The following is a 25,087-nucleotide window of genomic DNA, read 5'->3' as shown; positions in this document are numbered from 1 at the left end:
GACAACGAGTCATAGACTCACCAAAACTGTCCACTTTTCAGGCGCCGGAACCGACCAATTTTCGATCGCCGCCGACAGCCGCTACCTGTGGCTGCTGAACGCCGTCGCCAACTGCGCCACGGGTCGGTACATCGAGGCCAACCCCGCCTGCCCGCAAGGTCCAGAAGCCTGCGGTGACCGGGCGCCACCTGACGATGCCCGACCCCGACCAGGTCCGAGACCTGCTGGCGCGACTTCGCGCCCGAGGCAACGGCGCGACGCGTGGTTCGTGCTCACCGCGGGATATACCGGGACGGCGTGCGGCTTGACGCATTCCGTTTCTCCAGCGACACTGTTTCTCAGTATGGGAAACACATGCAGGCAGGAAACGAGCAGGCTGGCTGACGCTGAGCGGCGGCTCCGCGCGCTGCTGCCGGTCACGTGGTCCGTGCGCACCCAGTCCACCGGGCCAGACCGGCCCGCCGTCGACGCTCGGCTGCTCATCACCAGCCCCAACGGCGACTCCGCGCTGCTTGTCCCGGTCGTGAAGCGATGGTCCACGGCACCGACATCATCCGTCATCGGCACCCTCCATGCCCTGAGCCAAGCGCGGTCAGAACCCATCCTCCTGGTCACCGACTACGTCAACCGACCACTGCGTGAGGCCTGCGAGGCAGGGCAGATCAGCTACCTGGACCAGACCGGGTGGGCCTACATCGCCTTGGACTCGCCCGCGGTGCTCATCCGAGCCCAAGGCGGCGACCGTCCTCCAGCTCGCCGGGTCTCCCACACAGTGACGCGGCTCACCGGCAAGGCGAGCGGCCGCCTGATCCGCACCCTGCTCACGGCTGCTGCGCCACTTGGCGTGCGCGAGCTGGCCCTTCAGTCCGGCACGAGTCCCGGCTCGGCTGCCAAGCTGCTACCTACCCTGGCCACGGCCGGCGCCATCGAGCGCGACGACCAGGGCCAGGTGACGCTCGTGCGTCGACGTCAGCTGCTGGAGCGGTGGACCGCGGATTACCAATTTCTCAAGAGCAACCGCCAGGTCGGGTACTACCTGGCGCCGCGGGGAGTGGACCAGGCACGACAACACCTGACTGGCAGACCCGAGGTCGCCCTGACCGGGGTCGCGGCCGCGCGCGCCTACCTGCCGGCGGAAGCCTTGGCGGTCGTGCCGACGACGACGCTGACGCTCTACAGCACCGACGCCGACGCCACCGTCGGCTCCCTGCGTCTGGTCGCCACTGACCGCCCCTCAGCCAACGTGGTCATGGCCGAGCCGGTCGATCCCGTCCTCGTGCAGAGTCCGGCAGCCAGCGTGGACGGCATACCGGTCGTCGTCCTCCCGCAAGTGCTCGCAGACCTACTCACGCTGCCCGGCCGCGAGTCGCTCCTGGCGGAGCAGCTGATGGACCACCTCGCGAGCAATGACCCCACATGGAAGGAGCACCCATGATGCAGCCGCCGGTGGCGCCGGAATACATCGCCGCTCGCCGCGTGCTCCTCGATGCCCTCGACGCGCTGGAGGGCCACCGACAGAGCCTCATCCTCATCGGCGCCCAGGCGGTCTACGTCCACACCGGCGCCGGATCGCTGAACGTCCCGGTGATGACCACGGACGCAGATCTCGCCCTCGACACCGCGACCCTCCAAAGCGAACCTGACATTGCCGCCGCCATGCACGCGGCCGGGTTCATCGCCGGGCAGCCGGGGCACTGGAGCGGGCCCGGAGACGTCGCGATCGACCTGATGGTCGCACCGCACCAGTCCAACCGACCGCAACGCAGCGCCCGCGCCGCTCACCTGCAGGGGCATCAACACACCACCGCACGCATCGGTGCCGGGCTTGCCCTGGCGCTGATGGACAATGCCCCGCGACTGATCACGGCGTTGGCCGATGATGACCAGCGACGTCGCACCCTGCGGGTGGCCGGCCCAGCGGCCCTGCTGGTGGCAAAGCTGATCAAGATCGAGGACCGTCTCCGGGGCGCGGCCAGGGGCCAGACCAGCAGGATCGTCGACAAGGACGCGCTCGATGTCCTGCGACTGCTCCAAGCTGTCGAAACGCAGGTACTCGCGGACGGGATGCGGCAACCCACAGCGGACAGCCCGGCGGCCAGCGACGTCGTCGCCGCGGTCGCCATCCTGCGCCACCGTGCATCGACCCCAACCGGTGACCTCCCACGCCTGGCCACCCGCGCTGCCCTTGGAGACCGCACCGTCGGACCCAGCCTCGTGGTGCTGGTTGGCGAACTCCTACAAGCACTGCCTCGTTGAGAAGACGGGACGAAGCATCTGACCGAGCCGCGTGCTCCGACCGGCCTGGCCACGGTGGCCGAGTCCATCATCGCGCCGACGACCCCGAGGTGAACCCTTGGCGGTGGATGCCGGTCTCCCGTCCAACCAGCTGCGGGAACAGGGACGGGTAGATGCCGAGCATGCCCCAGGACGCGGCGGCACCGGTGACGGCGAACGGAAGCCGGCACCAACCCCCGAGGGCACCCGCGGCCGATCGACCCACCTCGAGGCCACCGCCGGCCCGGACTGCCGGCGCCGGCCACCTGGGGGTCTCCTGGCGCCGGCCCAGCGCAACGATCGCGACCTACGAGCAAGTACGGCGTACACCACGGCGTGGGGCATCCGGGTCGGCGGAGAGTGCCGATCACCGAGGTTGCTTGCTGGATCCCCTCGAGGCGGTCGCGCGGGCACTGGTGGCGGCCGCCTTCCGGAATGCGTCAGGCTGTCTGGTGGATCGCTCGGCCGGCGGTGAGTGCCTGCCGCGCTTCCAGTAGCGCGGCGATGATTTCGCTTTCACGTTCTGGGCTCAATCTGACGATAGGTACCGGGCAGGAGATCGCGTAGACCGGTGGTTTCTCGCGGCCGACGGCGACGGCGAGGCAGCGTAGCCCGAGTGCGGTCTCCTGGTCATCGATGGCGTAGCCGCGTTCGCGCGTCTGACTCAGTTCCTTCTTCAGCTGTTCGTGGTCCGTAATGGTGTGTTCAGTGTAGGCGGGCATGACGTCGGGTATGAGTGACTCGACGTCTTCCCAGGCATGTTCGGCCAGCATGGATTTTCCGAGACCGGTGGCCCATGCCGGCATACGGCGTCCGGGTTGAGCGACGATGGACAGAGAGTGCATGGACTGCAGCGTGACGAGGTAGACGACGCTGTCGTGGTCCAGGCGCGCGAGGTGGACCGTTTCGTTGAACCGGTGCGAGAGTTCGTCAATCACGGGTCTTGAGCGTTGCACCATGTCGTCGGTCTGGACGAATGCGGCGCCAACGAGCAGGGAGCGGACGCCGAGCCGGTACTTGCCGTCCGCGAGGGTGAGCCAGCCGCGCCCGACCAGAGTTGTCAGCAACGCGTAGGCACTGGCGCGTGGGATTTGGAGGGCCTCGGCGATGTCGCGCAGGCTCAGGGGTTCGTCGCGTGTGCTGAGCAGTTCTAGGGCATCAACGGTGCGCTCTGCTGACTTGACCGGGCGCACCCCTGCCACTTTGTCGGGTGCGGACGTGCTGGTCATGGTTGGGACGTTAGCGGACGACATGCCGATAACCACGCAATCGCTCGTTGCCATCCAGGCGCCTTGTCACATCTGTAGACATAGTCTTAGATACTAGACATGAATGCGACTTCTCGTCCAACTCCCCAAGTCCTGGTTCTCGGCGCGGTGGCTGACAGTCAGTTGGAACGCCTCCGGCGGTCCTGCGCTGTGGACCAGGTCGCGCATGCAGATGTGCTACGTCCGGTGGGTCGGCGATTGCTGGAGCGGGCGGACGGCCTGCTGGTCACCGGTCAGTACCCGGTCGATGTTCGGCTGCTTGAGGCCGCTCCTCGGGTCAGGGTGGTATCGCTTCGGGCCGTGGGGCATGACAGCGTCGACCTACTCGAGTGCGCCCGCCGAGGGGTCCAGGTCTGCAACACGCCCGGAGTGCTGGATGCGGCGGTAGCGGAGCTGACGGTGCTTCTCATCTTGGCCCTCGCCAGACGGTTGCCTGAACATTTAATCAGCACCGCGGATGCCGTCCGGCCACAGGTGACGTTGGGCCGGGACATGGTCGGCCGGACGTTGGGGATCGTGGGTATGGGGCGGATCGGCAAGCGAGTCGCGCAAATAGCTGCTCAGGGTCTCGGCATGCACGTGCTCCACACGACCCGGCGGGAACCTGCCGAGGAGGGTTCCGGCTGGGTGTCGATGGATGAGCTGCTGGCCCGGGCGGACGTCATCTCGCTCCATCTGCCGCTGACTGACGCTACCCGGCACTTCGTGGGCGCGCGCGAGCTGAAACTGATGAAGCAGGGGGCCATCCTTGTCAACGCTTCTCGAGCGGGTCTGGTGGATACCGAGGCCCTTGCGGACTCGTTGAACCAGGCTCACCTCTACGGCGCCGCTTTGGATGTCACCGCGCAGGAGTGGATTCCGGTCGACCACCCGCTAAGGCGGGCGCCCAACGTGGTCCTCACTCCGCACCTTGGGAGTGCCACCGAGGAGACTCGCACCGCCATGGCAGAGATGGCGGTGTCGAACCTGCTTCTCGCGCTGCGCGGAGACCCGCCGCTGTCAGTGGTCAGCGCGTGACGGACACGGCGACCGACGTGGCGCCGATGGTGTCCCTTGCGGAACGGGCAACCCGCCGTCTAGTCTATACATGTAGTTGCGAGCTACACACATAGACAAACAGGAGGCGCTATGCATTGGGCCCCGGAGGACCTGCCACTCGCGATCAGCGGGCTGCTGGCCTTTCCCATCACTCCCTTCGACGCTGACGGCGACCTCGAGACTGCTGCGCTGAGACGGCAGGTCGCGATGCTTCAGTCGTTCGGGGCGCAGGCGATCTTTCCCGCCTGCGGCACGGGCGAGATGCAGTCGCTGTCGGGTGATGAGTACATCCGCGTCATCCGAGCGTGCGTCGAAGAGGTGGACGGACGCATTCCGGTGGTTGCCGGGGTCGGCTTCGGACACAGCATCGCCAAGGAGATGCTCGCCGTGGCCAGCGACACCGGTGCGGACGGTGCGCTGGTCTTTCCGCCCTACTTGGACCCGGGGGCCTCCATGGCGAGGCGCGACTACTTCGCCTCCCTCGCGGACTCAACCGAACTGGGTCTACTCGTCTACCAGCGCGGCTCCATGGTGTTCACGCCGAGCGAGGTGACCGCGCTGTCCGAGGTGCCGAACATCGTCGGGATCAAGGACGGCACCGGCAGGGTGGATCTGCTGGTCCGTCAGATCGCCGCGGCGCCTGGCAAGAGCTTCGCCTTCTTCAACGGAGTACCCACGGCGGAGCTTGTGGCACCCGCTCTTCGGGCCATCGGAATCGACTCGTACAGTTCCGCCCTGTTGAACTTTGTCCCCGAGATCGCTCGAGCGTTCTATGACGCTTTGGCCGCTGGAGACACGGACTCGGTCGCGGATCTCATGGCGCGTGCTGTGGTGCCGTTCGTCCAGCTGAGGGACCGGGCACCCAGCTACGCGGTCTCCCTGGTCAAGGCGGGGGTGCGCTTGCGCGGACTGGACGTCGGCCCGGTACGGCCGCCCCTAGCGATGCCCACGGCCTCAGACCTCGACGATCTCGTGGGCTACATCAACGGCCTTGGTTTGGACACCCCCATTCACGGCAGCGCCAAGGGGGCGAGGTGATGAAGATCGTCGTGGACCGGGACGCCTGCATGGGGTATGCCAACTGCGTCATCGAGGCACCCGAGCTCTTCGACATCGACGAGGCAACCGACAAAGCCGTTGCGTTGATCGAGGAGCCGGACGAATCGTTCCGAGAGGCGGCCGAACGGGCCGCGCGCGTGTGCCCGGCGGTAGCGCTGCGGATCGAAGGCTGATCCGCGTGCCTGGCCGAAGAGTGCTGATCGTGGGCGCGTCGATAGCGGGCGTCTCGGTTGCCGAGTCACTGCGCCAGTTGGACCAGGACTGCGAAATTCTGCTGGCAGGCGAGGAAGCGTCCCTTCCCTACGATCGGCCCCCGCTGTCCAAGCAACTGCTCGCGAAACCATCGTTCGGAGCAAACGACTGCCAGTTGCGCTCCACTGAGTGGTTCGCCGAGCGTCGGGTCGCGGTCCAGGTGAACCGCAGAGCGGTCGCGCTGGAACCAGCGGCGAAACAGGTCACCTTCGCTGACGGTTCGGCCGAAGAGGCCGACCACGTTGTCATCACCACCGGCGCCAGACCCCGTCGACTGCAGGGATGGCAACCCTCGGAGCACATCGTCTACCTGAGAACGCTCAGGGACGGCGTGGCCTTGCGAAGGGCCCTGCGTGGCCGGCCGGGGCGCTTGGTCGTGATCGGCGCGGGCTTCGTAGGGCTGGAAGTGGCGTCCGCGGCCGCGAGCCTGGGCTGGTCGGTGACCGTCCTAGAGGCAACCGACGCGCCCCTGAGCCGTGTGCTGCCCCCGGCGGCCGCTGCGGTGTGTGTCGAGCCGCTGCACGCGCTCGGTGTGGAGTTCCGGTGCGGGACGCTCGCCACAGGACACGTACGCGACAGCGCGGGCATCCGCGTCCAGACCTCTGCCGGTGAGGAGCTGGCCGCCGACCTCGCCTTGGTTGGTGCAGGCGCTATCCCCAACACCGAGTGGGTCGAGCCATCAGCTCTCGAGGTGGACCGGGGGATCTTGTGCAGAACCTCGGGAGACACGAGCCACGAAGGCATCTGGTCCGCCGGTGATGTCGCTCGTTGGTGCAACAGCGTTACCGGGCGCAGCGACCGGATCGAGCACTGGCAGGCAGCCCGTGAACAGGGGCACGTGGTGGCCCGGCGCATCGCGGGTCAGCTCGCGCATTGGGACTCGCCCCCTTACTTCTGGTCTGACTTGGGCGACACCAAAATACAGTTCGTGGGCGCCGCGAGCGCCGACTGGGAATGCCAAGTGGTCCGAGACGGCCGGCGCGCGCTATGTCTGATGGGCGACGACCGGCTGCGAGCCGTCTTGACGGTTTCGCATCCCCGTTCGCTCGCGGCAGGCCGCCGGCTCCTGCAGGAGGCAGCCTCCTTCGAGGCGGCCAAGGCCTGGGCGGCCGCGTGAACAGCATCGTGGATCCCTTGACCGGAGTCCCACGGACCTTTAGCATTCATCTACATCACGAGACAGTGTCTCGATGCATAGACAGAGGAGAGAGCGATGGCTGAACTGAGTGGACCTCTGGGGAGGCGGCAGTTCCTTGGCATGGCGGCAGTAGGGCTTGGTGCGGCCAGCGTCGGGCTCCTGACTGCCTGCGGCAAGGATGCCCAGGCCGACGCGGCTGGGCAGACCTCGGCGGGACCGGCGATCCGAGCCGCCGGAAGCCCGAGCGGAAGCTCGGGGGTGATGCGGCAGGCGCTCAGGCTGGCGGCCGAGGAGCTCGGGACGGCGCAGGTCGAGATCGCCGATATGGCCCAAGGGACGGCCCTGTTGAGCATGCGCAAGGGGTCGGTGACCTGCGCGATGATGAGCTGGGTCAACTTCGCCCAGGCCAAGGACCAGGGTGCGGAGTGCGTGGCGATCGCGCCGGCCTGGGCGTCCCACGCGTCGATCATGGTGCCTGCGGGCTCGGACATCAAGACGCTGGACGACCTGCGCGGCGTACGGATGGGTTCGGCCGAACGCACCACGGGCGTCTACCAGGAGACGCGGGCCGTGCTGAGCGAGAACGGCCTGGACATCGAGAAGGACATCCACCTGACGCCCATGGGCGACTCGACCGTCATGCTCGCCCTGTACAAGAAGGGTGAGTTCGAGGCGGTCCTGGACAACGAGCCAATGACCTCCCAGATGCTGGCGGACGGCTCATCGCGCGAGATCCTCCAGATCGGCCGCCACCAGGCGGAGCAGAACAATGGCCGGTTCACGCCGGTCAACTCCTGGGGTGTTCGCAAGGACTGGCTGGAGAAACAGGACCAGCAGAAGATCCACGAGCTGTTCCTGCACGCCACGGAACTGGCCAAGACGTCTAAGAAGCCGTACGAGGCGGCGGCCGAGCAGATCGGTCTGGACGCCAAGGCCACCGAGTTGTTCCGCAAACGGTTCTCCAAGCTGGTCGTCCCGGAGTTCACCGACCAGAACCTCGAGGACGCTCAGAAGATGCTCGACCAGTCCCGTTCGCTCGGCATGGTCGAGGAGAAGTTCGCCGTGACCGACTTCGTCTTCAAGGCCTGACCGTGGCCGGCACTATTCACGTCGCCCCCCGGCGCCTTGTTGGCGACATCCGGCTGCAGGACCAACGAGGGCTGTACCGCATTGGGTTCCTACTTACCGGTCTGCTCATCTGGTGGATTGGGGCGACCTTCATCGCTCCCACCGTCATTCCCTCGGTGGAGGAGACGCTGAGCCGGGTGGGGGACCTGGTGACCGGCGGTGAGCTCTACGGCCAGCTGTGGGCGACCACGCAGCGGGTGCTCGCCGGGTTCGCCTGCGCGTATGTCGCCGGCCTCACCCTGGGCGTCGCCATGGGCCGATCCAAGCGCGTCGAGGCCTTCTTCGAGATGTTCATCGTCATTGGCACCTCCCAACCCGGCCTGTTCGTGGCGATGATCCTGCTGGTCGCCCTGGGCCTCAGCACGGGCACCGCGATCTTCACGCTCGCCTATCTTGCGACGCCGATCATCACCATCAGCATCTGGCAGGGCGCCAAGAACCTCGACACCGGCCTCAACGAGGTGGCCGACGTCTTCGGCTACAGCCGCGCGTCGCGTGTCCGGCACGTGATCCTGCCCCAGCTGATCGGCCCGGGCCTCGCCGGGTTGCGGCAGGGCCTGGGGATCACCTGGAAGTACGTCGTGATGATCGAGATGATCGGACTGAACGACGGAGTCGGCTACCAGGTGACCCGCGCCTTCCAGCTGTTCAACCTCACGGACGTCGTCGCGTGGACCCTCTGCTTCCTCGCCTTCGTCCTGCTCCTGGAGTACGGCGTCATCCGCTCCGCTGAACGGCGGCTGTTCCGGTGGCGTGACAAACCCACCGGGCGGGTGCGCTCGGTGAGCGATCCCACGCAGGCGAAGGAGCCCAACCATGTCTAGCCCAACCGTGGTGCTCGAAAAGGTCTGCAAGTCCTTCGAGCTGAAATCTGGCGGCAGCATCGACGTCCTCGACAACATCCACCTCACCGCTGAGAAGGGTTCGTTCGTCGCGGTCCTCGGACCGTCGGGATCCGGCAAGTCCACCCTCCTCGGCGTGCTTTCGGGCGTGCTCGCCAGCGACGCCGGCCTCGTGCAGGTACCGCCGGCGCACGAGATCGGCTACGTCTTCCAGACCGCCCGACTGCTGCCCTGGCGCACGGTCTCGGAGAACCTGGAGATCACCCGGGCGGCCCGCGAACGCGTGCGTGGGCGCCCCTACAGCCGAGACGCCGAGCATTACCTCGCCGCTGCCGGCCTGTCCCAGTACGCCGACTTCTACCCCTCGGCGATCTCCGGCGGCATGCAGCAGCGGACCGCCATCGCGCGGGCGCTGTCGACCGAGCCGACCATGCTGCTGATGGACGAGCCGTTCTCCGCCTTGGACGAGATGACCGCCCGAGTCCAACGAGCCTTCCTGCAGCGGACCTGGCTCGAGTACGGCTCCACCGTCATCTTCGTCACGCACAACGTCCTCGAGGCGATCACATTGGCAAGTTCCATCGTCGTGGTCTCGCCTCGGCCGGCCAGAGTTCTCGATCACATCGAGGTCGAGATTCCCCGGCCACGGTCGTTGTCAGATCCCAGGTTCGGCATCCTGCAGGACAAGATCCTCGACCTCCTGGGCGTCGCCGTCGGAGACCAAATGCTCTGACCACCACACCCAATCCCACCTAGGACAGGAATCGACATGCAGCACTCAGACATTCGATCTCTGGTCGACGTCGCCGGCGGCACCGCGAGCCGGCAGATCTTCGTGGACCAGGACCTCTACCGGCTCGAGCAGGAACGGGTCTTCGGGCGCAGCTGGCTGTTCCTGGGCCACGAGAGCCAGGTGCCCAATCCGGACGACTACTACGTCACCCGGATGGGCGAGGAGCAGGTGATCCTGACCCGGGACAAGCAAGGCGAGATCCACGGTCTGCTCAACACCTGCACGCACCGGGGCATGAAACTGTGCCGCTACGACCAGGGCAACACCGGCCTGTTCACCTGCCCCTACCACGCGTGGAGCTTCTCCACCGACGGCAACCTGGTGAGTACCCCCGGTGAGCTCTTCGGCGTCCCCGGCTACCGGGCTCGCTACCACGAGGAGCTAGACAAGTCCCAATGGGGACTGGTCCAAGTACCGCGCATCGTCAACTACCGAGGCACGATCTGGGGAAACTGGGACAAGGATGCTGCTGACTTTGCCGACTACCTGGGCGGGATGGGCATGTGGCTCGACTTCGCGCTCGACCACCGAGACGGTCGGGAGAACGGCGCGGTGGTCCTCGCCGGTGTCCAGAAGTGGCGCGTCCAGTGCAACTGGAAGTTCGCACCCACCAACTTCATCGGTGACGTGGCCCACGTCGTGAGCCACCGCTCCGTCGACATGGTCGGCATCGGCCCCAGCGGCAAGGGCCGACGCGACACCAAGACCGACGGTGCATCGGTCTTCGGCTGGCCGGACCTCGGCCATGGAGGCACGGGCTGGGACGCCGCCCTCGAGGAGGACTACACCCAGCCGGCAAGCTTCGCCAAGTATCCGATCGTCTCGGAGTACTTCGAGGAGGTCCGGGCCAAGCGTCGGGAACGCCGCAAGGGACAACTGCACTTCCAAGGCAAGGGAACAGTCTTCCCAAACATGTCCTTCCACGAGGAGCAGCCACGAACCATCATCATGGCCCACCCCAACGGACCCACCGAGACGGAGTTCTGGCGGTACTACCTGGTCGACCACGACGCCCCCGACGAAGTCAAGGACGTGCTGCGCCGCTACTTCATGAGCTACTCCGGGCCAGCAGGACTCACCGAGCAGGACGACCTCGAGAACTGGTCGGCCGCCACCGAGGCCAGCAGCGGCTGGGCCGCCCGACAGCACAACTACAACTACCAGATGGGGCTTGGCCACTCCGAGCCCTACCCATCCGTGCCCGGCTGCATTTGGGCCAGGCAGCTGTACTCCGAACAGAACCAGTTGATCTGGCTGAAGCGATGGGCCGAGTTCATGGAAGGGCGAACCTGGGATGAATTGATGCACCGCGTGGAGGTCCCCGATGACGTACCGTTCCCGATGGCGTCCGACGAAGAGGCCTCGGCATGAGCGCCTCGCCCGCCACCACGACTGGCGTCACCCTCCCGCCCGCCTTGGCGTTGCGCGTCGAGCTGGAGGACTTCTATGCACGAGAGGCCGACCTCCTAGACAACAGGGAGTACGAGGAGTGGCTGGACCTGCTCACCGAGGACGTGACCTACCGGGTTCCGATCACCCAGAACGTCCACTCGAGTGGCACCGAACGGGAGTTCTTCACGGAAGACCTGGACGTCTCCTGGATGGACGAGGGAAAGGAAACCCTCACCCAGCGGGTAGAGCAGTTCCGGACCGGAATCCACTGGGCTGAAGAACCCGTCTCCCGGACGAGCCATCTCTATACCAACCTGCGGGTCCTCGAGGTCGACGACGTGGACGAGCCACACCGCCTCGTGGTCAAGCTCGGCTTCCTCATGTATCGAAACCGACTGCGCGGCACCGAAGACTGCCTCGTTGGCAAGCGCGTCGACACGTTGGTCGGCCAGCGCTACCGCTGGCAGATCGCAACGCGAGCCGTTCACTTGGACCACTCCGTGCTGCTGGCGAACAACCTCACCACGTTCCTGTGAAGGAGCCGGAAATGTACGACGTCAACCTGCGCACCTTCAAGCCTGGCGACACACTGCAACTCGTGGATGGACGAGTGGTCGAGGTCGTGGAAAACCCCGGGGACGGCGCATGGCTGATCTGTCGTGAGACCGTCCCAGGCGCATCCCCTGACGCGGTCTTTCTGGCGGAGATCGCCGGCGAGACCGACTGACCCGCTCCACGACGGTGGCCGGCGCGCCCAGGCCGCGGAGGACTCCATCAACGACCCTACCTAGCGCACGTCCCGACGGTGGTGGCGCCGCGAGTCGGCCGACACGTCACCGTCACAGGACGATGAAAGGGCAGCACACGTGAATCCCAGCAGCATTGTCAGCATCGACCCGGCACTCGGGGAGGCCGTCGAGGACGTCACGGCACCCACCACGACCGACCAGGTCGCCGAGGTGTGCCAGGCAGCGGCCGCGGCCGCCGGTCCCTACGAGGCAGGAGGGCGCAAGCTGTGGTCTCGGGTGCTGCGTGCGATGGCCGAGGCGCTGGAGGCGCGGCGCCCGGAGATCGTGCTTCTAGGGCAACGGGAGACTGCGCTGCCTGCGGCACGCCTCGAGGGTGAGCTCAGCCGAACCGTCTTCCAGGCACGGCTGTTCGCTGACGTAGTCGACGATGGCGCCTTCCTCGAGGCCACCATCGACCACGCGGCTCAGACCCCCATGGGCCCGGGCCCTGATCTGCGCAGGATGTTGATTCCGATCGGCCCTGTGGCGGTCTTCGGTGCCAGCAATTTTCCGCTGGCGTTCTCGGTACCAGGCGGTGACACGGTTTCTGCCCTAGCGGTTGGGTGCCCGGTCGTGCTCAAGGGACACGAGTCTCATCCGGCGCTCTCGGTTCTCGCCTTCGAGACGCTGCGCGAGGCTGCACGGAAGGCAGGCGCCCCCGAAAACCTCCTCGGCTTGGTTTTCGGCAGACAGGCCGGCATCGAACTGGTTATGCACCCCTCGATTCAGGCGGTCGGTTTCACCGGCTCCCTGTCCGGCGGCCGTGCCTTGACGGAGGCGATCGCGCTCCGCCCCGATCCGATACCGTTCTTCGGCGAGCTCGCCAGCCTGAATCCTGTCGTGGTCACGGCCGGGGCGGCCTCTGCCCGTGGGAACGAGTTGGCGCGGGACCTGGTGAGTTCCGTGACTGGCTCGGCGGGGCAGCTTTGTACCAAACCAGGGCTGGTACTCATACCGACCGGCCCAGTTGGCGACGTCCTCGTCGAGGAAGCTGCACGGCTTGTGACCGACACCGGGCCATCCGTGCTTCTGAACGCGCGGGTACGCGATGCCTATGCCGACGCCACTGGCTCGTTCGAGCGCGCGCCCGGCATGCGTGTCATAGCCGAAGGGAGCCCGCCCGAAGGAGCCGGCTATGCGGTGACCGCCCGCCTGCTGGAGACCGACGCTTCCCAGCTCCTAGGTGTCAAGCTCGACGAGTGCTTCGGTCCCACGACCGTGATCCTCAGGTACGAGCCGGAGCAGGTGGGACGCGTCATCGACCAGCTGCCTGGCTCCCTCACCGCCACGATCCACGCCGAAGTGGACGAACGAGAGCTGGTGGCCGAACTGACGACACGGCTGCGAGGGAAAGCCGGTCGCCTGCTCTACGCGGGCTTTCCGACCGGAGTCTTGGTCTCGTGGGCCCAGCACCACGGCGGACCATGGCCGGCCACCAACAGCCAACACACCTCCGTGGGAGCAACAGCAGTCCGGCGATTCCAGCGACCCATGGCCTGGCAGTCGGCGCCATCGTGGGTCCTCCCAGAGGAACTGCTCGATGGCACCACGAATATCCCGCGAAGAGTCGACGGCACGCTCGACTTGCCCTCCTAAGCCTCGATCCGTGGAGGTGCCGCGCGGTTGACCTCGAGCGGCCTTCGATGACCGCTCGGCACCGGTAGGCGGCCCGTGGGCAGGGCTGTGCCGCTGGTCTGCCCAGCTTTTCCACGAGAGGGTCTCGGGTCGTGGCGTTATGGCGAGGGGACAGGTGCTCAGACAGTGAGCGGAGGAGCGAGCCCGGGGTTGAACACGCCACGCCAGATGGCCAGCCAGGCCTTCGCCCAGGGCCAGTGCTCGGGTAGGTGCAGCACGCGCCGTCGTTGCGGGCGGGCGATCCGAGCGGGGACGTTGACGATTTGGCGCCGGAGCGTCGCGCCGCGCGCGACCCTCAGCTGCCGGCCACTGAGGGTCGCGGCGGCGCGTAGCAGGTTGTGGGTCATCCCGGCGCAGAGCGCCCACGCGTGGTTGGCGGCGAACCGGCTGGAGGGCAGGTGCGCCAGGGGGCCATCGATCAGGTCGGCGAAGACGGTCTCGATGATCGCGTGCCGGCGGTGGGTGATGTCGGCCTCGGCGACCGGCAGGTCGGTGTTGGTGAAGAACGGGTGGTAGCGCCAGACCGGGAACAGCTCGTCGAGCTTGGCCTGGTCGCGGACCCGGCGCACGACCAGCCGCGCGGTGACCGGGGTGTCGGTCGAGGCGAACGCGGTGAAGGAGGTCTCGGCGACTTCCGCATCGCTGATCAACGTGCCGGTGTCGGGGTCGGTGACCGCGCCGGGGTAGCGCACCGGGGTCCAGGCGTCATCGGCGATAGCCTCGATCGCGCGGGACACGGCGGCGTTCTTGGTCAGCACCACGGAGAATTGCACGCCCTCGCGCAGGCAGGCGGTCACGACCGCGCTGGTGCCGTACGCCGAGTCGCCGCGGACCAGGATCGTGCCGGCGGCGCCGGCCGCGCGGGCGGTCCTGATCGCTTCGGTGACCATCGATCCGGCGGCCCGCCCGGAGCCGGCCTTGCCGGCCCGCAACCGGATCCCGGCGAGCACCGGTGCGGCGGTGTCGGTGCTGATCGTGGTGGCCAGCGGGGACAGGCCCTTACGCAGCACCTGCTTGCCGGCGATCTTGGTGTGCCCGAAGCTGGCGCCCTAATGAGAGTTACCGGCTCGGCCCGTTGAGGCAGACTCGGTGACAGGTAGCTGCCAGTTGGTGAGCACTCGTGCGCCCAGGATCTCTTCCGAGTCCTACAAGCAGATCGTGCCCCTGCCGGTGGTTGGAAGAGTTGACCGCTGATGGGATGTCGTGCCTGCTCGCCCGAGCGTGAGCACTTGTTCATTAGGGTGCCGGCGCCTTCCACGAGCTGCCTGACGTTGTTGATGATGGATCGAGAGTCGGAGGTGCGGGAGTGCTGTTCATAGGAGATGACTGGGCCGAGGACCATCACGACATCGAGTTGCAGGATCAGTCGGGTCAGTCTCTGGTTCGGACGCGACTCGCTGAGGGCCTGGCTGGTATGGCTCAGCTGCATGAGCTGATCGGCAAACACATCGGTGACCAGGCGGCCGACCATGTGGCGATCGGGATCGAGACCGACCGCGGCCCATGGGTGGTCGCGCTGGTCGCGGCTGGATACCGCGTCTTCGCGGTCAACCCGTTGCAGGCGGCACGCTACCGGGAACGGCAGAGCGTGTCGGGTGCCAAGAGCGATGCCGCGGACGCGCACATGCTTGCCGACATGGTGCGTACCGACTCGCATCAGTTGCGTCAGGTCGCGGGTGACAGTGATCAGGCTGAGGCGGTCAAGGTCGTGGCACGGGCCCATAAGACGTTGATCTGGGAGAGGACCCGCCACGTGCAGCGAGTGCGTAACGCGCTACGGGAGTTCTTCCCAGCTGCACTGACCGCCTTCGAGGATCTCGCTGCTGCGGATGCGCTTGAGCTGCTCGCCAAGGCACCCGATCCGGACGCGGCAGCGCGCCTGACGATCACGCAGATCACCGCCGCGCTCAAGCGCGCCCGCCGACACCACGCCGGTGAGAAGGCCAAGGCGATCCAAGCGGCGCTCCGTACCCAGCAGTTGCGGCAGCCGGCTGCCGTGACAGCCGCGTACGCGGCTACAGTTCGAGCTCAGGTAGCCGTGATCGGCACGCTCAACGCACAGATCACGACGATGTCCTCGCAGGTCGACGCCCATTTTGGGCAGCACCCGGACGTTGAGATCTATCTCAGCCAGCCGGGGATGGGTCCGGTCATCGGTGCCCGGGTGCTGGCCGAGTTCGGGGATGACCAAAGCCGTTACGCCGACGCACGAGCACGCAAGAACTACGCCGGCACCAGCCCTATCACCCGGGCCTCGGGCAGGAAGAAGACCGTCCTGGCGCGCTACGTGCACAACAACCGCCTCATCGACGCACTCGGGCAGCAAGCCTTCAGCGCCCTGACCGGCTCACCTGGGGCGCGGGCCTATTACGACGGTCTTCGCGCTCGAGGGACCGGCCATCGCGCTGCTCTTCGACAACTGGCCAATCGACTCGTCGGCATCCTGCATGGCTGCCTCAAGACCGGCACCCGGTACGACGAGACGACTGCGTGGTCGCACCGCGACGAACCAGCCGCCGCAGCTTGACAGGTTTCGCCATGGGATGTCTGCTTGGTCTTGCCGTACACCGGCCGCAGCAGCGAGTCGATGTCGATGTACGCCTGCTCCTCGATCCCGGCCAACACGCTCGTGCGCTTGGCCAGCGCGATCAGGTGCGCCCGCGCGACCGCGGCGAGCTGGCTGGCGTGCCCGTGCGTGAACTCCCGCAGGAACTGCCCGAGCGTGGCCGGCGCGTACACCTCGCCGAAGAGCCGCTTCATCCCGCCGGAGCGGACCACCTGCAGGTCATCGATGCTGTCCGCGCCGGCGGCCATCCCGGCGATGATCGTGCTGATCTTCCCGGCCGGGTTGACCCCGGCCGAGGCGACCCCCACCGAGTCGAGCCGGACCTTCTCCTCCAGCAGCTCGGACAGGCCGGTCTGCTCGGCCAAGCCCATCACTGGGGCCAGCCCCGCGCACGACACGAGGTTCTCGTCATCGAAGACCGGTGTCGCCGTGGACCACGCGTGCGGTAGTTTCACTTTCAGTGCCTTCTGGGTTTCTGGAGCAACGGGACGTCAGCACTCCCGATCCTCCTGTCCCAGAAGGCACTTCCACACCCGCCACGCCGCACTCACCAAATCGGCTCACCATCGGTCCACGGATCGAGGCTAAGGCACTCGGCCTGGACCTCTCCAACCGCCGATCGCACGACTCTTCCGCCCGCAGCTTGGGCAGTTTGGAGGCATAGTGCAGTGTGGGTGGCGACCATCGAGCGCCATCTTCGCGTGCTTCAGCGACCAGCCCGAAAAGTCTCCCCCCTCGGGCGCGCCCATGGTTCCCTGCGGCGTTCCTGACCTGCCTATCGGTGCGCCGCTGATCAAGCTCGCCCAGCGAGATGGCTCCAAGGAGCGGACGGCACGGGCACGATCAAGCCTGGCGGGCGCGTGAGGTCGCCTCGGAGGCAGAAATTGCGATTGAGCACAACGGCAGCAGCAGCGATCCCAACGTTGCGCCTCGGGCTTCCGGCGTGGCCGCCGTGACAGCGTAGCTCGATCGGCGCATGCGAACGGTTGCTGCTGGGCCGACGAGTGCCATCGCGACATGTACGTAGAGGTGCTGCGAAGGACAACGTCCCCCTGGCAGTCATTCGCTCGCGTCCAAGCCGTCGATAGTCCGCCTGGATTCCGGTCTCGAGAGTGCTTCCTCTATCAGTCATCCCATCCTTAGTGTCTCGCCGGTGGAGTTTGATTCCGTACGCCCAACTCAGCACCACGTGAGCGCTTTCGTCTGGTCGCGCCGCAGCGAACGCTGCGAGTCGCAACGGTCACCGTTTGTTCCTCTCCGCGAGGCGCTGCTTCAGGTTGCGAAGGCGTGAGCCGCCTGGGAGAGCTGTTGTTTGGTGGGGCCTGATCCGATCGTCCGCAGCCGGCGAGAGCGATCCGTCGCTCAATATGCGGCGCGTTCCGGTGGAACCGCTGCCTCGGGGACATCAGTCGGTGCTTTGCCGCTGCCCGATGATGGAGATCGCGGATAGACTGCCGTGCTAGGTCCAGCGTGTTCATCATCTCGCAGACGGACCGGTTGCGTATGGAGGTGTGAGGATGGCTGAGGCTAAGGGCGGCAGCGTTCCTGAGTCAGTGGTTGGCGCCGCTAGGGAGCACCTAGCGGCCAATGTCCGGGCGGCTCGGCTGGCCCGGGGGATGAGCATGCGGGAGCTTGCCCTGGTGAGTGGGTTGAGCAAGGCGTTGATCTCCCAGGTTGAACGCTGTGTGGCGAATCCGTCGTTGGATGTGATCGGGAAGCTTGCGGATGGCCTGGATGTCCGCTTCGCGGCGTTGCTGCGTAGCCCTGTTGCGGGTCCTCAGGTGGTGCGCCGTGGTGAGGGCCCGACGATGCGAAGTGGGCGGGTGTCGATCCGGACGCTGTTCACGTCGACCGACCGTTCCTGGTCGGAGATGGCAGAGGCGTCGATGCCCGCTCGGAGCAAGTCGTCCGAGGCGACGCATCGAGAGGGTTCGGTGGAGTTTGCTTACGTGGTTGCTGGTTCGGTTCGCGTAAGCACGAGCGTTTGGGACGTGGATCTCGCAGCGGGCGATGCGATCCATTTTGACGGGGCAGCGGATCACCAGTATGTGGCTGGAGACGATGGCGCGACGTTACTGACCTCGGTGTCGGAGCCGGAGCTATGAGCACTAGCCCGGGTCAGACGTGCAGGACGACCATGGAGCGGTAGGGCGGGTCGCCGAATTGTGCCAAGCGTTCCAGCGCCTCGGGGCGGATCGGAAGGTTGTAGCCGTCGAGCCAGGACTCTCCGAGGTGGGAGTCGGTCCAGGGGTCGTGGGCGATGAATGCGCCGTCGTGGTAGGCGTGGACGAGGATCCAGTGGGGGCAGCTTTCGGTGTGCATCTGGTCTTCGTCGATCAGGACGATTGCCGCCTTGCCCGAGTCGACGATCGTTCGTAGCTCGTCGATGGCGAACCAGGCGGTCACGTGGTGGCCGGCGTTCTTGGCGGCTGCGCGCAGGTCTTGTTGGACGAAGGCCTTGAGGTCGCGGTCGGCATCGGTGCTGACGTCCTCGGTGAGGATGGTGTCTTCGGTGCTGAGCCAGACGTCGGCGTAGGCTTGTTGGTGGTGGGCGGCTACGGCCAGGCCGTAGGGGTCGCAGCCGCCGTGGCCGCCGACGCTGGTGGCCTGCCTCCACATGTCGATCTCGAGCTGCCGGCTGGGTGAGTCGATGAGGCCTTGTCCTGCCAGGCCCATGGATAGGGCCGCCGGGCCGCAGGTGAATTCGGTGGTTTGTCGGACATATGGGAAGGGGCGAAGGTTCGGTTCGGTGCGCCATCTGACTTGGCCGGTGGGGACGTGGTCGCTGGCCGACGGCAACGGGGTGGCCATCTGGGGGGTGTGCCATGGCGTGTAGCCGGCCGCCTGGTCGCTGGCGGCTGTGGGGTCGCTGGGGTGGTACTGGATCTTGACGGAGACCAGGCCGCGCTTCCAGGCTCGTTCCTCGATAGCGCCCACGAGTTGTCGGCGCAGGTGTTCTGCTGCCTCGGGGCCCGATTCGGGGTGAGTCCAGGTGGCACCGATCTTGAGGTAGGCCGTCAGCGGGCGCGAGGACGTGAAGGCCGCCGCGCGTAGCGTGTCGTCCTGCCAGGCCAGCACCACGGTCCGGTCCTGGACCCCGGCGGGGCTGCCCCAGGTCCGGGCGAGTTCGTCGGGCACGCCCGCCTTGGCTAGCGCCGCGGCGCTGTTGGCGTCGATGTGGCGTTCCTCGATGCGGTTCACTGTTCTTGCCCCTTCTTGGTGGTTCATACCGGCACGCTCTTGAGCAGCCGCTGGGTGTACGGGTCTTGGGGCTGGCCCAGGACCTCGGCGGTTGAGCCTTGCTCGACGACACGGCCGTCGAGCATCACGTAGATGCGGTCTGCGACCTGTCGGACGACGGCAAGGTCGTGCGAGATGAAGATCATCGACAGGCCGAACTCCCCACGCAGCTCGGCCAGCAGGTTCAGGATCTGTGCTTGTGCGGACACGTCGAGCGCCGAGACCGGTTCGTCGCAGATGAGAATCTCGGGCTTGGGTGCCAGGGCTCTGGCGATGGCGACGCGCTGCTGCTCGCCCCCGGACAGGGCTCGGGGTCGGCGGCGGGCGTACCCGGCGGGCAGCCCGACCTGGGTCAGCAGGTCCTGCGGCGTGTCGGTGGGGGCGTCACCGGCGCGAAGGGCATCTCGAAGTGAGGTCGCGATCTTGAGACCCGGGTTGAGCGCGGAGCTGGGGTCCTGGAAGACGATCTGGATGCCGCCCGCGCGGCCCGTGCGTGGGCGTCCCCGGAACTGGAGTGTTCCCGAGTCCGCCCGTTCGAGTCCGACCAGGATCCGGGACAGTGTGGTCTTGCCCGAACCTGACTCCCCGACGACTCCGATGCACTCCCCCCGCCGCAGCTCGAGGTCGACTCCGCTCAAGGCGGTGTGTCTGCCGAAGGACTTGGTCAGTCCCTTGGTGACTAGCAGGGTGTCGTCCGCGTGGGTCGCGCTGCCTGCCGGGCTAGGTTGGTCAGGGCGGGACGGGTCGACCTCTGGGGTCGGCAGCGCTAGGCCAGGGCGGATGCAGGCCGCTGCGTGTCCGAGTCCGGTTTCCGCCAGGGTGGGCACCGCCTCGGTGCATGCGTCGACCACCAGGGAGCAGCGGTCCGCGAACGCGCAGGCGTTGCCCACGTCGGCCAGTCGGGGCACCGATCCCTCGATGACGGGCATCCGGGCGAGCCGGGTATGTAGCGGTGGTTCGCACTCGCGAAGGCCGAGGGTGTAGGGGTGTTGAGGGGCGTGGAACACGGCCGTGGCGGAGCCGCGTTCGACGATACGGCCGGCATACATGACCACGATCTGCTCGGCGCGGGCTCGGGCGACGGCCAGGTCGTGGGTCACCAGGAGCAGGCCCATCTCGCGGTCGCGTTGCAGTCCGGCGATCAGGTCGAGCACTTCGGCTTGGGTGGTGACATCCAGTGCGGTGGTTGGCTCGTCGGCGATCAGCACGGCCGGGTCGGTGATGAGCGCCGCGGCCAGGGCGACGCGCTGCCGCATTCCTCCGGACAGCTCGAACGGGTACTGCCGGGCGACCCGCTGGGGCAGCCCGACCTCGTCCAGCGCCTGGGCGACCAGTTCACGCCGGCGACTTCTGGACTGCCCCCGCAGGGGCATCGCGATCTGGATGCCGCACTGGTGGCGGGCGCTCAGGCTGGTGAACGGGTCCTGTGGCACCAGCCCGATCTGACGGCCGCGGATGGTGCGCCAGGCCGGGTGGGTGGGGTCGAGGTCCACGCGGTGGCCCTCGAGGTCCAGGATGCCGCTGGCCGACAGGCCGGCCGGCAGCAGGCCGAGCAGCGCCCGGCCGGTGAGGGTCTTGCCGCTGCCTGACTCGCCCACGACGGCGAGGGTCTGGCCGCGCCGGATGTCGAGACTGACCCCGGTGACGATCGGCCCCTTGGGGCCGGTGACGTTCAGGTCGCTGACCGCGAGCACGACATTGGTCATCGGGCGGCCACCCTTGCCTGAAGCCTCTCGAACAGCCAGTCGCCCACGATGTTGACCGCGGTCGCGGTCAAGATGATGGCGATTCCGGGTGCCAGGACGGCGGTGGGCACGCTGCCGAGGATGTTGCGGCCGTCGGCCAGCTGCCGCCCCCAGTCTGGGGCGCCCGGTCCGACGCCCAGTCCCAGGTAGGACAGGGAGGACATGGCGACCAGCGCGAAGACGATGTTGAGCATGAAGTTGGTGATGATGATCGGGACCACGTTGGGCACGATCTGGCCGAACATGATCCTGCGGCGTCGCATCCCCAGCACCGAACACGCCTCGATGTAGGGCATGGCCCGCTGTTCCATGACGCTGCCTCGGATGAGGCGGATGTCCGAGGGTGAGAAGAGGACGATGAGCAGGGCGACCGTGACCCAGTAGCCGCCGCCGACGATGCCGGCGACGACGATGGCCAGCAGCACGGCCGGGAGGGCGAGGATCAGGTCGGCGTACCGGGCGAGGAGGGCGTCGATGAGGCCGCCGTGGTACCCGGCGATGGTGCCCAGCAGGATGCCGAAGGCCATGGATCCTGCGGCGATGACGATGGGCCCGACGATGGCCGAGCGGGTGCCCGCGATGGTCAGCGCCAGGATGTCGCGTCCAAGGTCGTCGGTCCCCAGCAGGTGATGGGGGGTGCCGGCGGGGGTTCGGCCCAACAGGATGTCCTGAGTGGTGGCGCCCGGGACGATCCATTGGGAGCCCACCACGCATGCGGCGACCAGCGCCAGGACCAGTACGGAGACCACGATGCTGACCGGCAGGGCGGTTCGTCGGCGCGGCTGCTGCGTCTGGGTTGTCGGGAGTGCGGGCAACGGGGACTGGGTCATCGGCTCACCAACTGGGTGCGAAGTCGGGGGTCGAACAGCAGGTAGGTCAGGTCGACCAGCAGGGCGGTGACCGCGATGACCGCGGCGACCAGCAGGGTGAGGGCCTGGACGGTGGGGATGTCCTTGAACAGCACGGAGTCCTCCAGAAGGGATCCCAGCCCGGGGAGCGAGAAGGTGGCCTCGACCAGGATGGTGCTGCCGAACAGGTAGGCGACCGCGAGCCCGAGGCTGGTCAGCACGGGGATCGCCGCGTTGCGCATGGCCAGGGCCAGGGTCTGGCGCGCGGCCAGTCCGCGCGCGCGAGCGAACACCACATAGTCCTGCTCGAGTTCGTGGATGACCGCAGCGCGGGTGATCTTGACGATGAACGCGCCCAGCCCCAGGGCAAGGGTCAGGGAGGGCAGTGCGAGGTGCCACAGGCGATCGAAGGTGCCGACACCGGTGCCGTAGACGGGGAACCATCCCAGTGCCTGGGCGAAGACGTACAGCAGGAGCAGCCCCAGCGCGAAGGCGGGTGCGCTGATGAACACGACCGAGCTGCCGACTACGGCGCGGTCCAGGACCTGGTTGCGCCGGACCGCGGCCCACACTCCGGCTGGGATGCCACCGACCATGGCCAGGACGAACGAGATGACGACCATCTCGATGGTCAGGCCCAACCGGCTGGTGATCATGTGGGCGACCGGGTCCTGGGTGCGCACGGAGATGCCAAAGTCCCCGTGCATGGCGTTGGTCAGCCAGGTCCAGTACTGCAGGGGCAGCGGGTCCTCCAGGTGGTATTGGGCCCGCACTTCCGCGAGGGTCTGCGGGGTGACCTGCCGGGTGCCCAGCAGGTTTCTGGCGATGTCTCCAGGCTCCAGGTAGAGCAGGCAGAACACCAGGAACGAGATGACCACCAGCAGCAGCAGCGTCCCGGAGAGTCTGCGCGTCATGAACAGGGCGACGCCTCGTACCGGCGTGCGGTGACCGGTCATGTCGCGCTGTAGAGGCTGTCCGACCAGGGGGACAGGAGGGTGAAGGAGGTGTAGTTCCGCACCCCGATGCTGCGTGCGAAGGCGGTCGATGACTGGCCCCACCACAAGGACAGGTAGGGCAGGTCTGCGCCGGCCACGACTTGGGCCTGGATGACCTGATCGGCCCGCTGGTGAGGGTCCAGCTCGCCCTTGGCCTGGTCCAACAGCCCGCTCACCTTGGGATTGCTGTACTTGACGGGGTTCGGCGGGTTGCTGTTGAGCAGGTAGTCGGCCAGTTCCGCCGGGTCCCCCGTGGTGGAGAAGTACCACATGTAGCGCACCGGCGCCTTCGCGTCGTTCAGGGCGCTGAGCCACTGTTCGATGCTCTGCTCCTTGACGTTCATGGTGATCCCGATCGACTTGAGATTCTGCGCCAGGCTGAGCGCGGCCTTGCCCAGCTGTGGGCCGGTGTTGGGGTAGGTCAGGTCGAACGAGAAGCCGTTCGGGACCGAGGACTGGGCAAGTTCCTGCTTGGCCTTGTCCATGTCGAAGTCGTACTGCGGTACGGCGGCCAGCTTCTTGGTCGCCTCGGTCGGCGTGTAGACCCCGCCGAACTGCTCCGGTGTGGACATGGCCGTGGCCACCTGCCCGAGTCCGTGGAGCAGCTTGTCCACGATGGCCTGTCGATCGATCGAGTGGGCGACGGCCTTGCGGACGTGGATGTCGTTGAACGGCGGCAGCGTGTAGTTGAACATCAGCCCCGCCCAGGAGCGGTCCGGCACAGAAATGACCTGGGTGTCCGCCAGACCTTTCCACTCATCGACCTGATCCAGTGGCACGTTCAGCGCCACGTCGATGTCCCCGGATTTGCGGGCCAACAGCCGCGCGTTCTCGTCGGAGATGAACTGCAGGGTGAACTTCTTCACCTTGGGTGGGCCGTCCCACCACGTGTCGGTGCGCTCGAAGACGGCCTGGGAGTCGGGGGAGAACGAGGTGACCTTGTACGGACCAGAGCCGATCAGCATGGCGCTGGAGGTGCCGATCCGCCCGTGGTGCTTCTTCCAGAACGCTTCTGGCGCCACCCAAAGGGCGTCGGCCACCGTCGGCACCCAGTCGAACGACACGTTGGGAGCCGAGAGGCGGAAAGTGATCTCCCACGGGCCCGTCTGCCTCACCGAAGAGACCGCACCCCAGTAGCTGGCAGAGCTGGGCGAGACCTTGGCGTCACGGGCCATCTTGATCGAGTAGAGGATGTCGCTGACTTTGACCGGTGACCCGTCGGTGAACTTCGCGTCTTTCCGAATGGAGAACACGTACGTCTTGGGGTCCTTGGCTGTCCACTTGCGGGCCAGCGCGGGCTGCAGCTTGCCGGCCGAGTCCACCGACAGCAGCCCCTCCATGGTCAAAGCGGCCACGTAATAGTTGAGAATTCCGGACTCCACGCCTGGGTAGAGGTTCGACAGCGACCCCGGCAGGCCCACCGTGACCTCGTCGAGCACCGCCCCAGTGTCCTTACCCTGGGAAGCCGAAGGGGTGCTGGTTGCGCCAGACGTGGGCTCTTGACCGCCGCCACAAGCGTTGAGTAGGGCGGTCATCGCGACGAGGGTGGACCCTCCGGCCGCGCCCTGCAGAAGCGTCCGTCTGCTCATCGGTCGCCCAAAGGCATCAGACAGTGACATGTTCGGCCTCGATTCGATGTCTACTCATGATGGTCAAGTGTCTAGTCAAACTACCCACCACTCTGGATCCGGGCAAGGCCTTCCGGATATTGGTCTCCGCGAGACTCAGCGCGATCGTTCACCAGCTAGTGCAGGTAAGTCCCAATGCCGAGGGCGATGCTCGCCGGCAGGAAGACAAGCCGGTACTGCGCGTTCGCCGATCCAGCACTGGAAGAAGCCACGGGTCACGGTGGGGCCCGATGCAAGCACGGGCATAGTGCTGACGAGGGAAGCCCGCGCAACGGCTAGACAGTTGGCCCGGAGAAGCTGTGGCCCCGCGAAGTCGCGCGCCTGGATGCCTTGTCCTGAACAGCGTCCACATTGACCAGCAGGTGGACCCCCACTTGTGGGATTGACGACGGTCCGAGAACGTGGTCGTTGTCAACTGTTGACACTCTGAGCGAAGGCTCGACAGGAGGACTTGGCGC

Annotated in this window: 22 protein-coding genes and 2 pseudogenes; 15 read left to right on the top strand and 9 right to left on the bottom strand. The window is 66.8% G+C overall.

The genetic code is table 11. The features are described from left to right. Positions 1–427: 427 nt before the first annotated feature. Positions 428–1,435 (top strand): helix-turn-helix domain-containing protein, encoded by a 1,008-nt coding sequence (locus tag FCN22_RS16980; RefSeq protein ID WP_162308244.1) that lies wholly within the window; start codon positions 428–430, stop codon positions 1,433–1,435. Beyond that, a complete protein-coding gene (locus FCN22_RS16975; RefSeq protein ID WP_238384802.1) occupies positions 1,432–2,256 on the top strand; it encodes a hypothetical protein in 825 nt (274 codons plus the stop codon). The genes FCN22_RS16980 and FCN22_RS16975 overlap by 4 nt, the downstream gene beginning before the upstream one ends. Before the next feature lie 67 nt (positions 2,257–2,323). Here FCN22_RS16975 and FCN22_RS21670 read toward each other — a convergent pair whose 3' ends face one another. Further along, entirely contained in the window at positions 2,324–2,500 is a 177-nt protein-coding gene (locus tag FCN22_RS21670) for a hypothetical protein (RefSeq protein WP_162308243.1), read from the bottom strand. A gap of 214 nt (positions 2,501–2,714) precedes the next feature. Further along, positions 2,715–3,503: an IclR family transcriptional regulator gene (locus FCN22_RS16970; RefSeq protein ID WP_137122748.1), complete on the bottom strand. Its 789-nt coding sequence runs from the start codon at positions 3,501–3,503 to the stop codon at positions 2,715–2,717. A gap of 99 nt (positions 3,504–3,602) precedes the next feature. Between FCN22_RS16970 and FCN22_RS16965 the strand changes: the two genes are divergently transcribed. The 11 genes from FCN22_RS16965 (at position 3,603) to FCN22_RS16910 (ending at position 13,568) form a co-directional block, all read left to right on the top strand. Beyond that, a complete protein-coding gene (locus FCN22_RS16965) occupies positions 3,603–4,559 on the top strand; it encodes a 2-hydroxyacid dehydrogenase (protein ID WP_137122747.1) in 957 nt (318 codons plus the stop codon). Positions 4,560–4,670: 111 nt separating this feature from the next. Then, positions 4,671–5,618, top strand: coding sequence for a 5-dehydro-4-deoxyglucarate dehydratase (locus FCN22_RS16960; RefSeq protein ID WP_137122746.1), 948 nt, complete (start codon positions 4,671–4,673; stop codon positions 5,616–5,618). Beyond that, positions 5,618–5,812, top strand: a complete 195-nt coding sequence (locus FCN22_RS16955; RefSeq protein WP_137122753.1) for a ferredoxin — start codon at positions 5,618–5,620, stop codon at positions 5,810–5,812. Before FCN22_RS16960 ends, FCN22_RS16955 begins: the two co-directional genes overlap by 1 nt. A gap of 20 nt (positions 5,813–5,832) precedes the next feature. Beyond that, complete coding sequence (locus FCN22_RS21665) at positions 5,833–7,008, top strand: NAD(P)/FAD-dependent oxidoreductase (protein ID WP_162308242.1); 1,176 nt, start codon at positions 5,833–5,835, stop codon at positions 7,006–7,008. 96 nt (positions 7,009–7,104) lie between these two features. Continuing rightward, on the top strand, positions 7,105–8,118 hold the full coding sequence (locus FCN22_RS16940; protein ID WP_137122744.1) for an ABC transporter substrate-binding protein: 1,014 nt from the start codon (positions 7,105–7,107) through the stop codon (positions 8,116–8,118). A 2-nt stretch (positions 8,119–8,120) separates the two neighbouring features. Beyond that, positions 8,121–8,981 carry an ABC transporter permease gene (locus FCN22_RS16935; protein WP_137122743.1) on the top strand — a complete coding sequence of 287 codons (861 nt, stop codon included), beginning with the start codon at positions 8,121–8,123 and terminating at the stop codon, positions 8,979–8,981. Then, complete coding sequence (locus FCN22_RS16930) at positions 8,974–9,732, top strand: ABC transporter ATP-binding protein (protein ID WP_137122742.1); 759 nt, start codon at positions 8,974–8,976, stop codon at positions 9,730–9,732. Before FCN22_RS16935 ends, FCN22_RS16930 begins: the two co-directional genes overlap by 8 nt. Before the next feature lie 36 nt (positions 9,733–9,768). After that, entirely contained in the window at positions 9,769–11,163 is a 1,395-nt protein-coding gene (locus tag FCN22_RS16925) for an aromatic ring-hydroxylating oxygenase subunit alpha (protein ID WP_137122741.1), read from the top strand. Further along, complete coding sequence (locus tag FCN22_RS16920; RefSeq protein ID WP_137122740.1) at positions 11,160–11,720, top strand: 3-phenylpropionate/cinnamic acid dioxygenase subunit beta; 561 nt, start codon at positions 11,160–11,162, stop codon at positions 11,718–11,720. The genes FCN22_RS16925 and FCN22_RS16920 overlap by 4 nt, the downstream gene beginning before the upstream one ends. Before the next feature lie 11 nt (positions 11,721–11,731). Beyond that, the gene (locus tag FCN22_RS16915; protein ID WP_137122739.1) at positions 11,732–11,911 is read left to right on the top strand and encodes a hypothetical protein; all 180 of its coding nucleotides are present in this window, start codon (positions 11,732–11,734) and stop codon (positions 11,909–11,911) included. Positions 11,912–12,050: 139 nt separating this feature from the next. Beyond that, positions 12,051–13,568 carry an aldehyde dehydrogenase (NADP(+)) gene (locus FCN22_RS16910; protein ID WP_137122738.1) on the top strand — a complete coding sequence of 506 codons (1,518 nt, stop codon included), beginning with the start codon at positions 12,051–12,053 and terminating at the stop codon, positions 13,566–13,568. A 158-nt stretch (positions 13,569–13,726) separates the two neighbouring features. Here FCN22_RS16910 and FCN22_RS16905 read toward each other — a convergent pair. Next, positions 13,727–14,656 (bottom strand): annotated as a pseudogene (locus FCN22_RS16905) (IS1380 family transposase); the annotation flags it as partial. A gap of 257 nt (positions 14,657–14,913) precedes the next feature. Between FCN22_RS16905 and FCN22_RS16900 the strand changes: the two are divergent. Continuing rightward, entirely contained in the window at positions 14,914–16,134 is a 1,221-nt protein-coding gene (locus tag FCN22_RS16900; RefSeq protein WP_137122737.1) for an IS110 family RNA-guided transposase, read from the top strand. Positions 16,135–16,136: 2 nt separating this feature from the next. On the opposite strand, the pseudogene FCN22_RS22325 reads toward FCN22_RS16900, so the two are convergent. Beyond that, positions 16,137–16,628, bottom strand: a pseudogene (locus FCN22_RS22325) (IS1380 family transposase); the annotation flags it as partial. A gap of 1,062 nt (positions 16,629–17,690) precedes the next feature. Here FCN22_RS22325 and FCN22_RS16890 point away from each other — a divergent pair. Continuing rightward, a complete protein-coding gene (locus tag FCN22_RS16890) occupies positions 17,691–18,278 on the top strand; it encodes a helix-turn-helix domain-containing protein (RefSeq protein ID WP_137122736.1) in 588 nt (195 codons plus the stop codon). Between the two features lie 13 nt (positions 18,279–18,291). On the opposite strand, the gene FCN22_RS16885 is transcribed toward FCN22_RS16890, so the two are convergent. From FCN22_RS16885 to FCN22_RS16865, 5 genes are read right to left on the bottom strand one after another with little or no spacing between them, the layout of a single operon-like run. Further along, on the bottom strand, positions 18,292–19,374 hold the full coding sequence (locus FCN22_RS16885) for a peptidase C39 family protein (RefSeq protein WP_162308241.1): 1,083 nt from the start codon (positions 19,372–19,374) through the stop codon (positions 18,292–18,294). A gap of 23 nt (positions 19,375–19,397) precedes the next feature. Next, on the bottom strand, positions 19,398–21,119 hold the full coding sequence (locus tag FCN22_RS16880) for an ABC transporter ATP-binding protein (protein ID WP_137122734.1): 1,722 nt from the start codon (positions 21,117–21,119) through the stop codon (positions 19,398–19,400). Beyond that, a complete protein-coding gene (locus tag FCN22_RS16875) occupies positions 21,116–21,988 on the bottom strand; it encodes an ABC transporter permease (protein WP_137122733.1) in 873 nt (290 codons plus the stop codon). The genes FCN22_RS16880 and FCN22_RS16875 overlap by 4 nt, the downstream gene beginning before the upstream one ends. Next, positions 21,985–22,962, bottom strand: a complete 978-nt coding sequence (locus FCN22_RS16870; RefSeq protein WP_238384800.1) for an ABC transporter permease — start codon at positions 22,960–22,962, stop codon at positions 21,985–21,987. The genes FCN22_RS16875 and FCN22_RS16870 overlap by 4 nt, the downstream gene beginning before the upstream one ends. Further along, a complete protein-coding gene (locus FCN22_RS16865) occupies positions 22,959–24,440 on the bottom strand; it encodes an ABC transporter substrate-binding protein (RefSeq protein WP_202911644.1) in 1,482 nt (493 codons plus the stop codon). The genes FCN22_RS16870 and FCN22_RS16865 overlap by 4 nt, the downstream gene beginning before the upstream one ends. Positions 24,441–25,087 lie beyond the last annotated feature (647 nt).

Source organism: Segeticoccus rhizosphaerae (assembly GCF_005222685.1).
Taxonomy (GTDB): domain Bacteria; phylum Actinomycetota; class Actinomycetes; order Actinomycetales; family Dermatophilaceae; genus Segeticoccus; species Segeticoccus rhizosphaerae.
Note: the sequence above shows the minus strand (reverse complement) of the source record. Positions and strands in the feature narration are given on the sequence as shown.

Bases quoted from the DNA above. Each gene is read 5' to 3' on its own strand.
- FCN22_RS16970 (WP_137122748.1), bottom strand. From the start codon at position 3,503: ATGACCAGCACGTCCGCACCCGACAAAGTGGCAGGGGTGCGCCCGGTC.
- FCN22_RS16915 (WP_137122739.1), top strand. From the start codon at position 11,732: ATGTACGACGTCAACCTGCGCACCTTCAAGCCTGGCGACACACTGCAA.
- FCN22_RS16870 (WP_238384800.1), bottom strand. From the start codon at position 22,962: ATGACCGGTCACCGCACGCCGGTACGAGGCGTCGCCCTGTTCATGACG.
- FCN22_RS16955 (WP_137122753.1), top strand. From the start codon at position 5,618: ATGAAGATCGTCGTGGACCGGGACGCCTGCATGGGGTATGCCAACTGC.
- FCN22_RS16880 (WP_137122734.1), bottom strand. From the start codon at position 21,119: ATGACCAATGTCGTGCTCGCGGTCAGCGACCTGAACGTCACCGGCCCC.
- FCN22_RS16940 (WP_137122744.1), top strand. From the start codon at position 7,105: ATGGCTGAACTGAGTGGACCTCTGGGGAGGCGGCAGTTCCTTGGCATG.
- FCN22_RS16875 (WP_137122733.1), bottom strand. From the start codon at position 21,988: ATGACCCAGTCCCCGTTGCCCGCACTCCCGACAACCCAGACGCAGCAG.
- FCN22_RS16920 (WP_137122740.1), top strand. From the start codon at position 11,160: ATGAGCGCCTCGCCCGCCACCACGACTGGCGTCACCCTCCCGCCCGCC.
- FCN22_RS16965 (WP_137122747.1), top strand. From the start codon at position 3,603: ATGAATGCGACTTCTCGTCCAACTCCCCAAGTCCTGGTTCTCGGCGCG.
- FCN22_RS16960 (WP_137122746.1), top strand. From the start codon at position 4,671: ATGCATTGGGCCCCGGAGGACCTGCCACTCGCGATCAGCGGGCTGCTG.
- FCN22_RS16930 (WP_137122742.1), top strand. From the start codon at position 8,974: ATGTCTAGCCCAACCGTGGTGCTCGAAAAGGTCTGCAAGTCCTTCGAG.
- FCN22_RS16890 (WP_137122736.1), top strand. From the start codon at position 17,691: ATGGCTGAGGCTAAGGGCGGCAGCGTTCCTGAGTCAGTGGTTGGCGCC.
- FCN22_RS16925 (WP_137122741.1), top strand. From the start codon at position 9,769: ATGCAGCACTCAGACATTCGATCTCTGGTCGACGTCGCCGGCGGCACC.
- FCN22_RS16975 (WP_238384802.1), top strand. From the start codon at position 1,432: ATGATGCAGCCGCCGGTGGCGCCGGAATACATCGCCGCTCGCCGCGTG.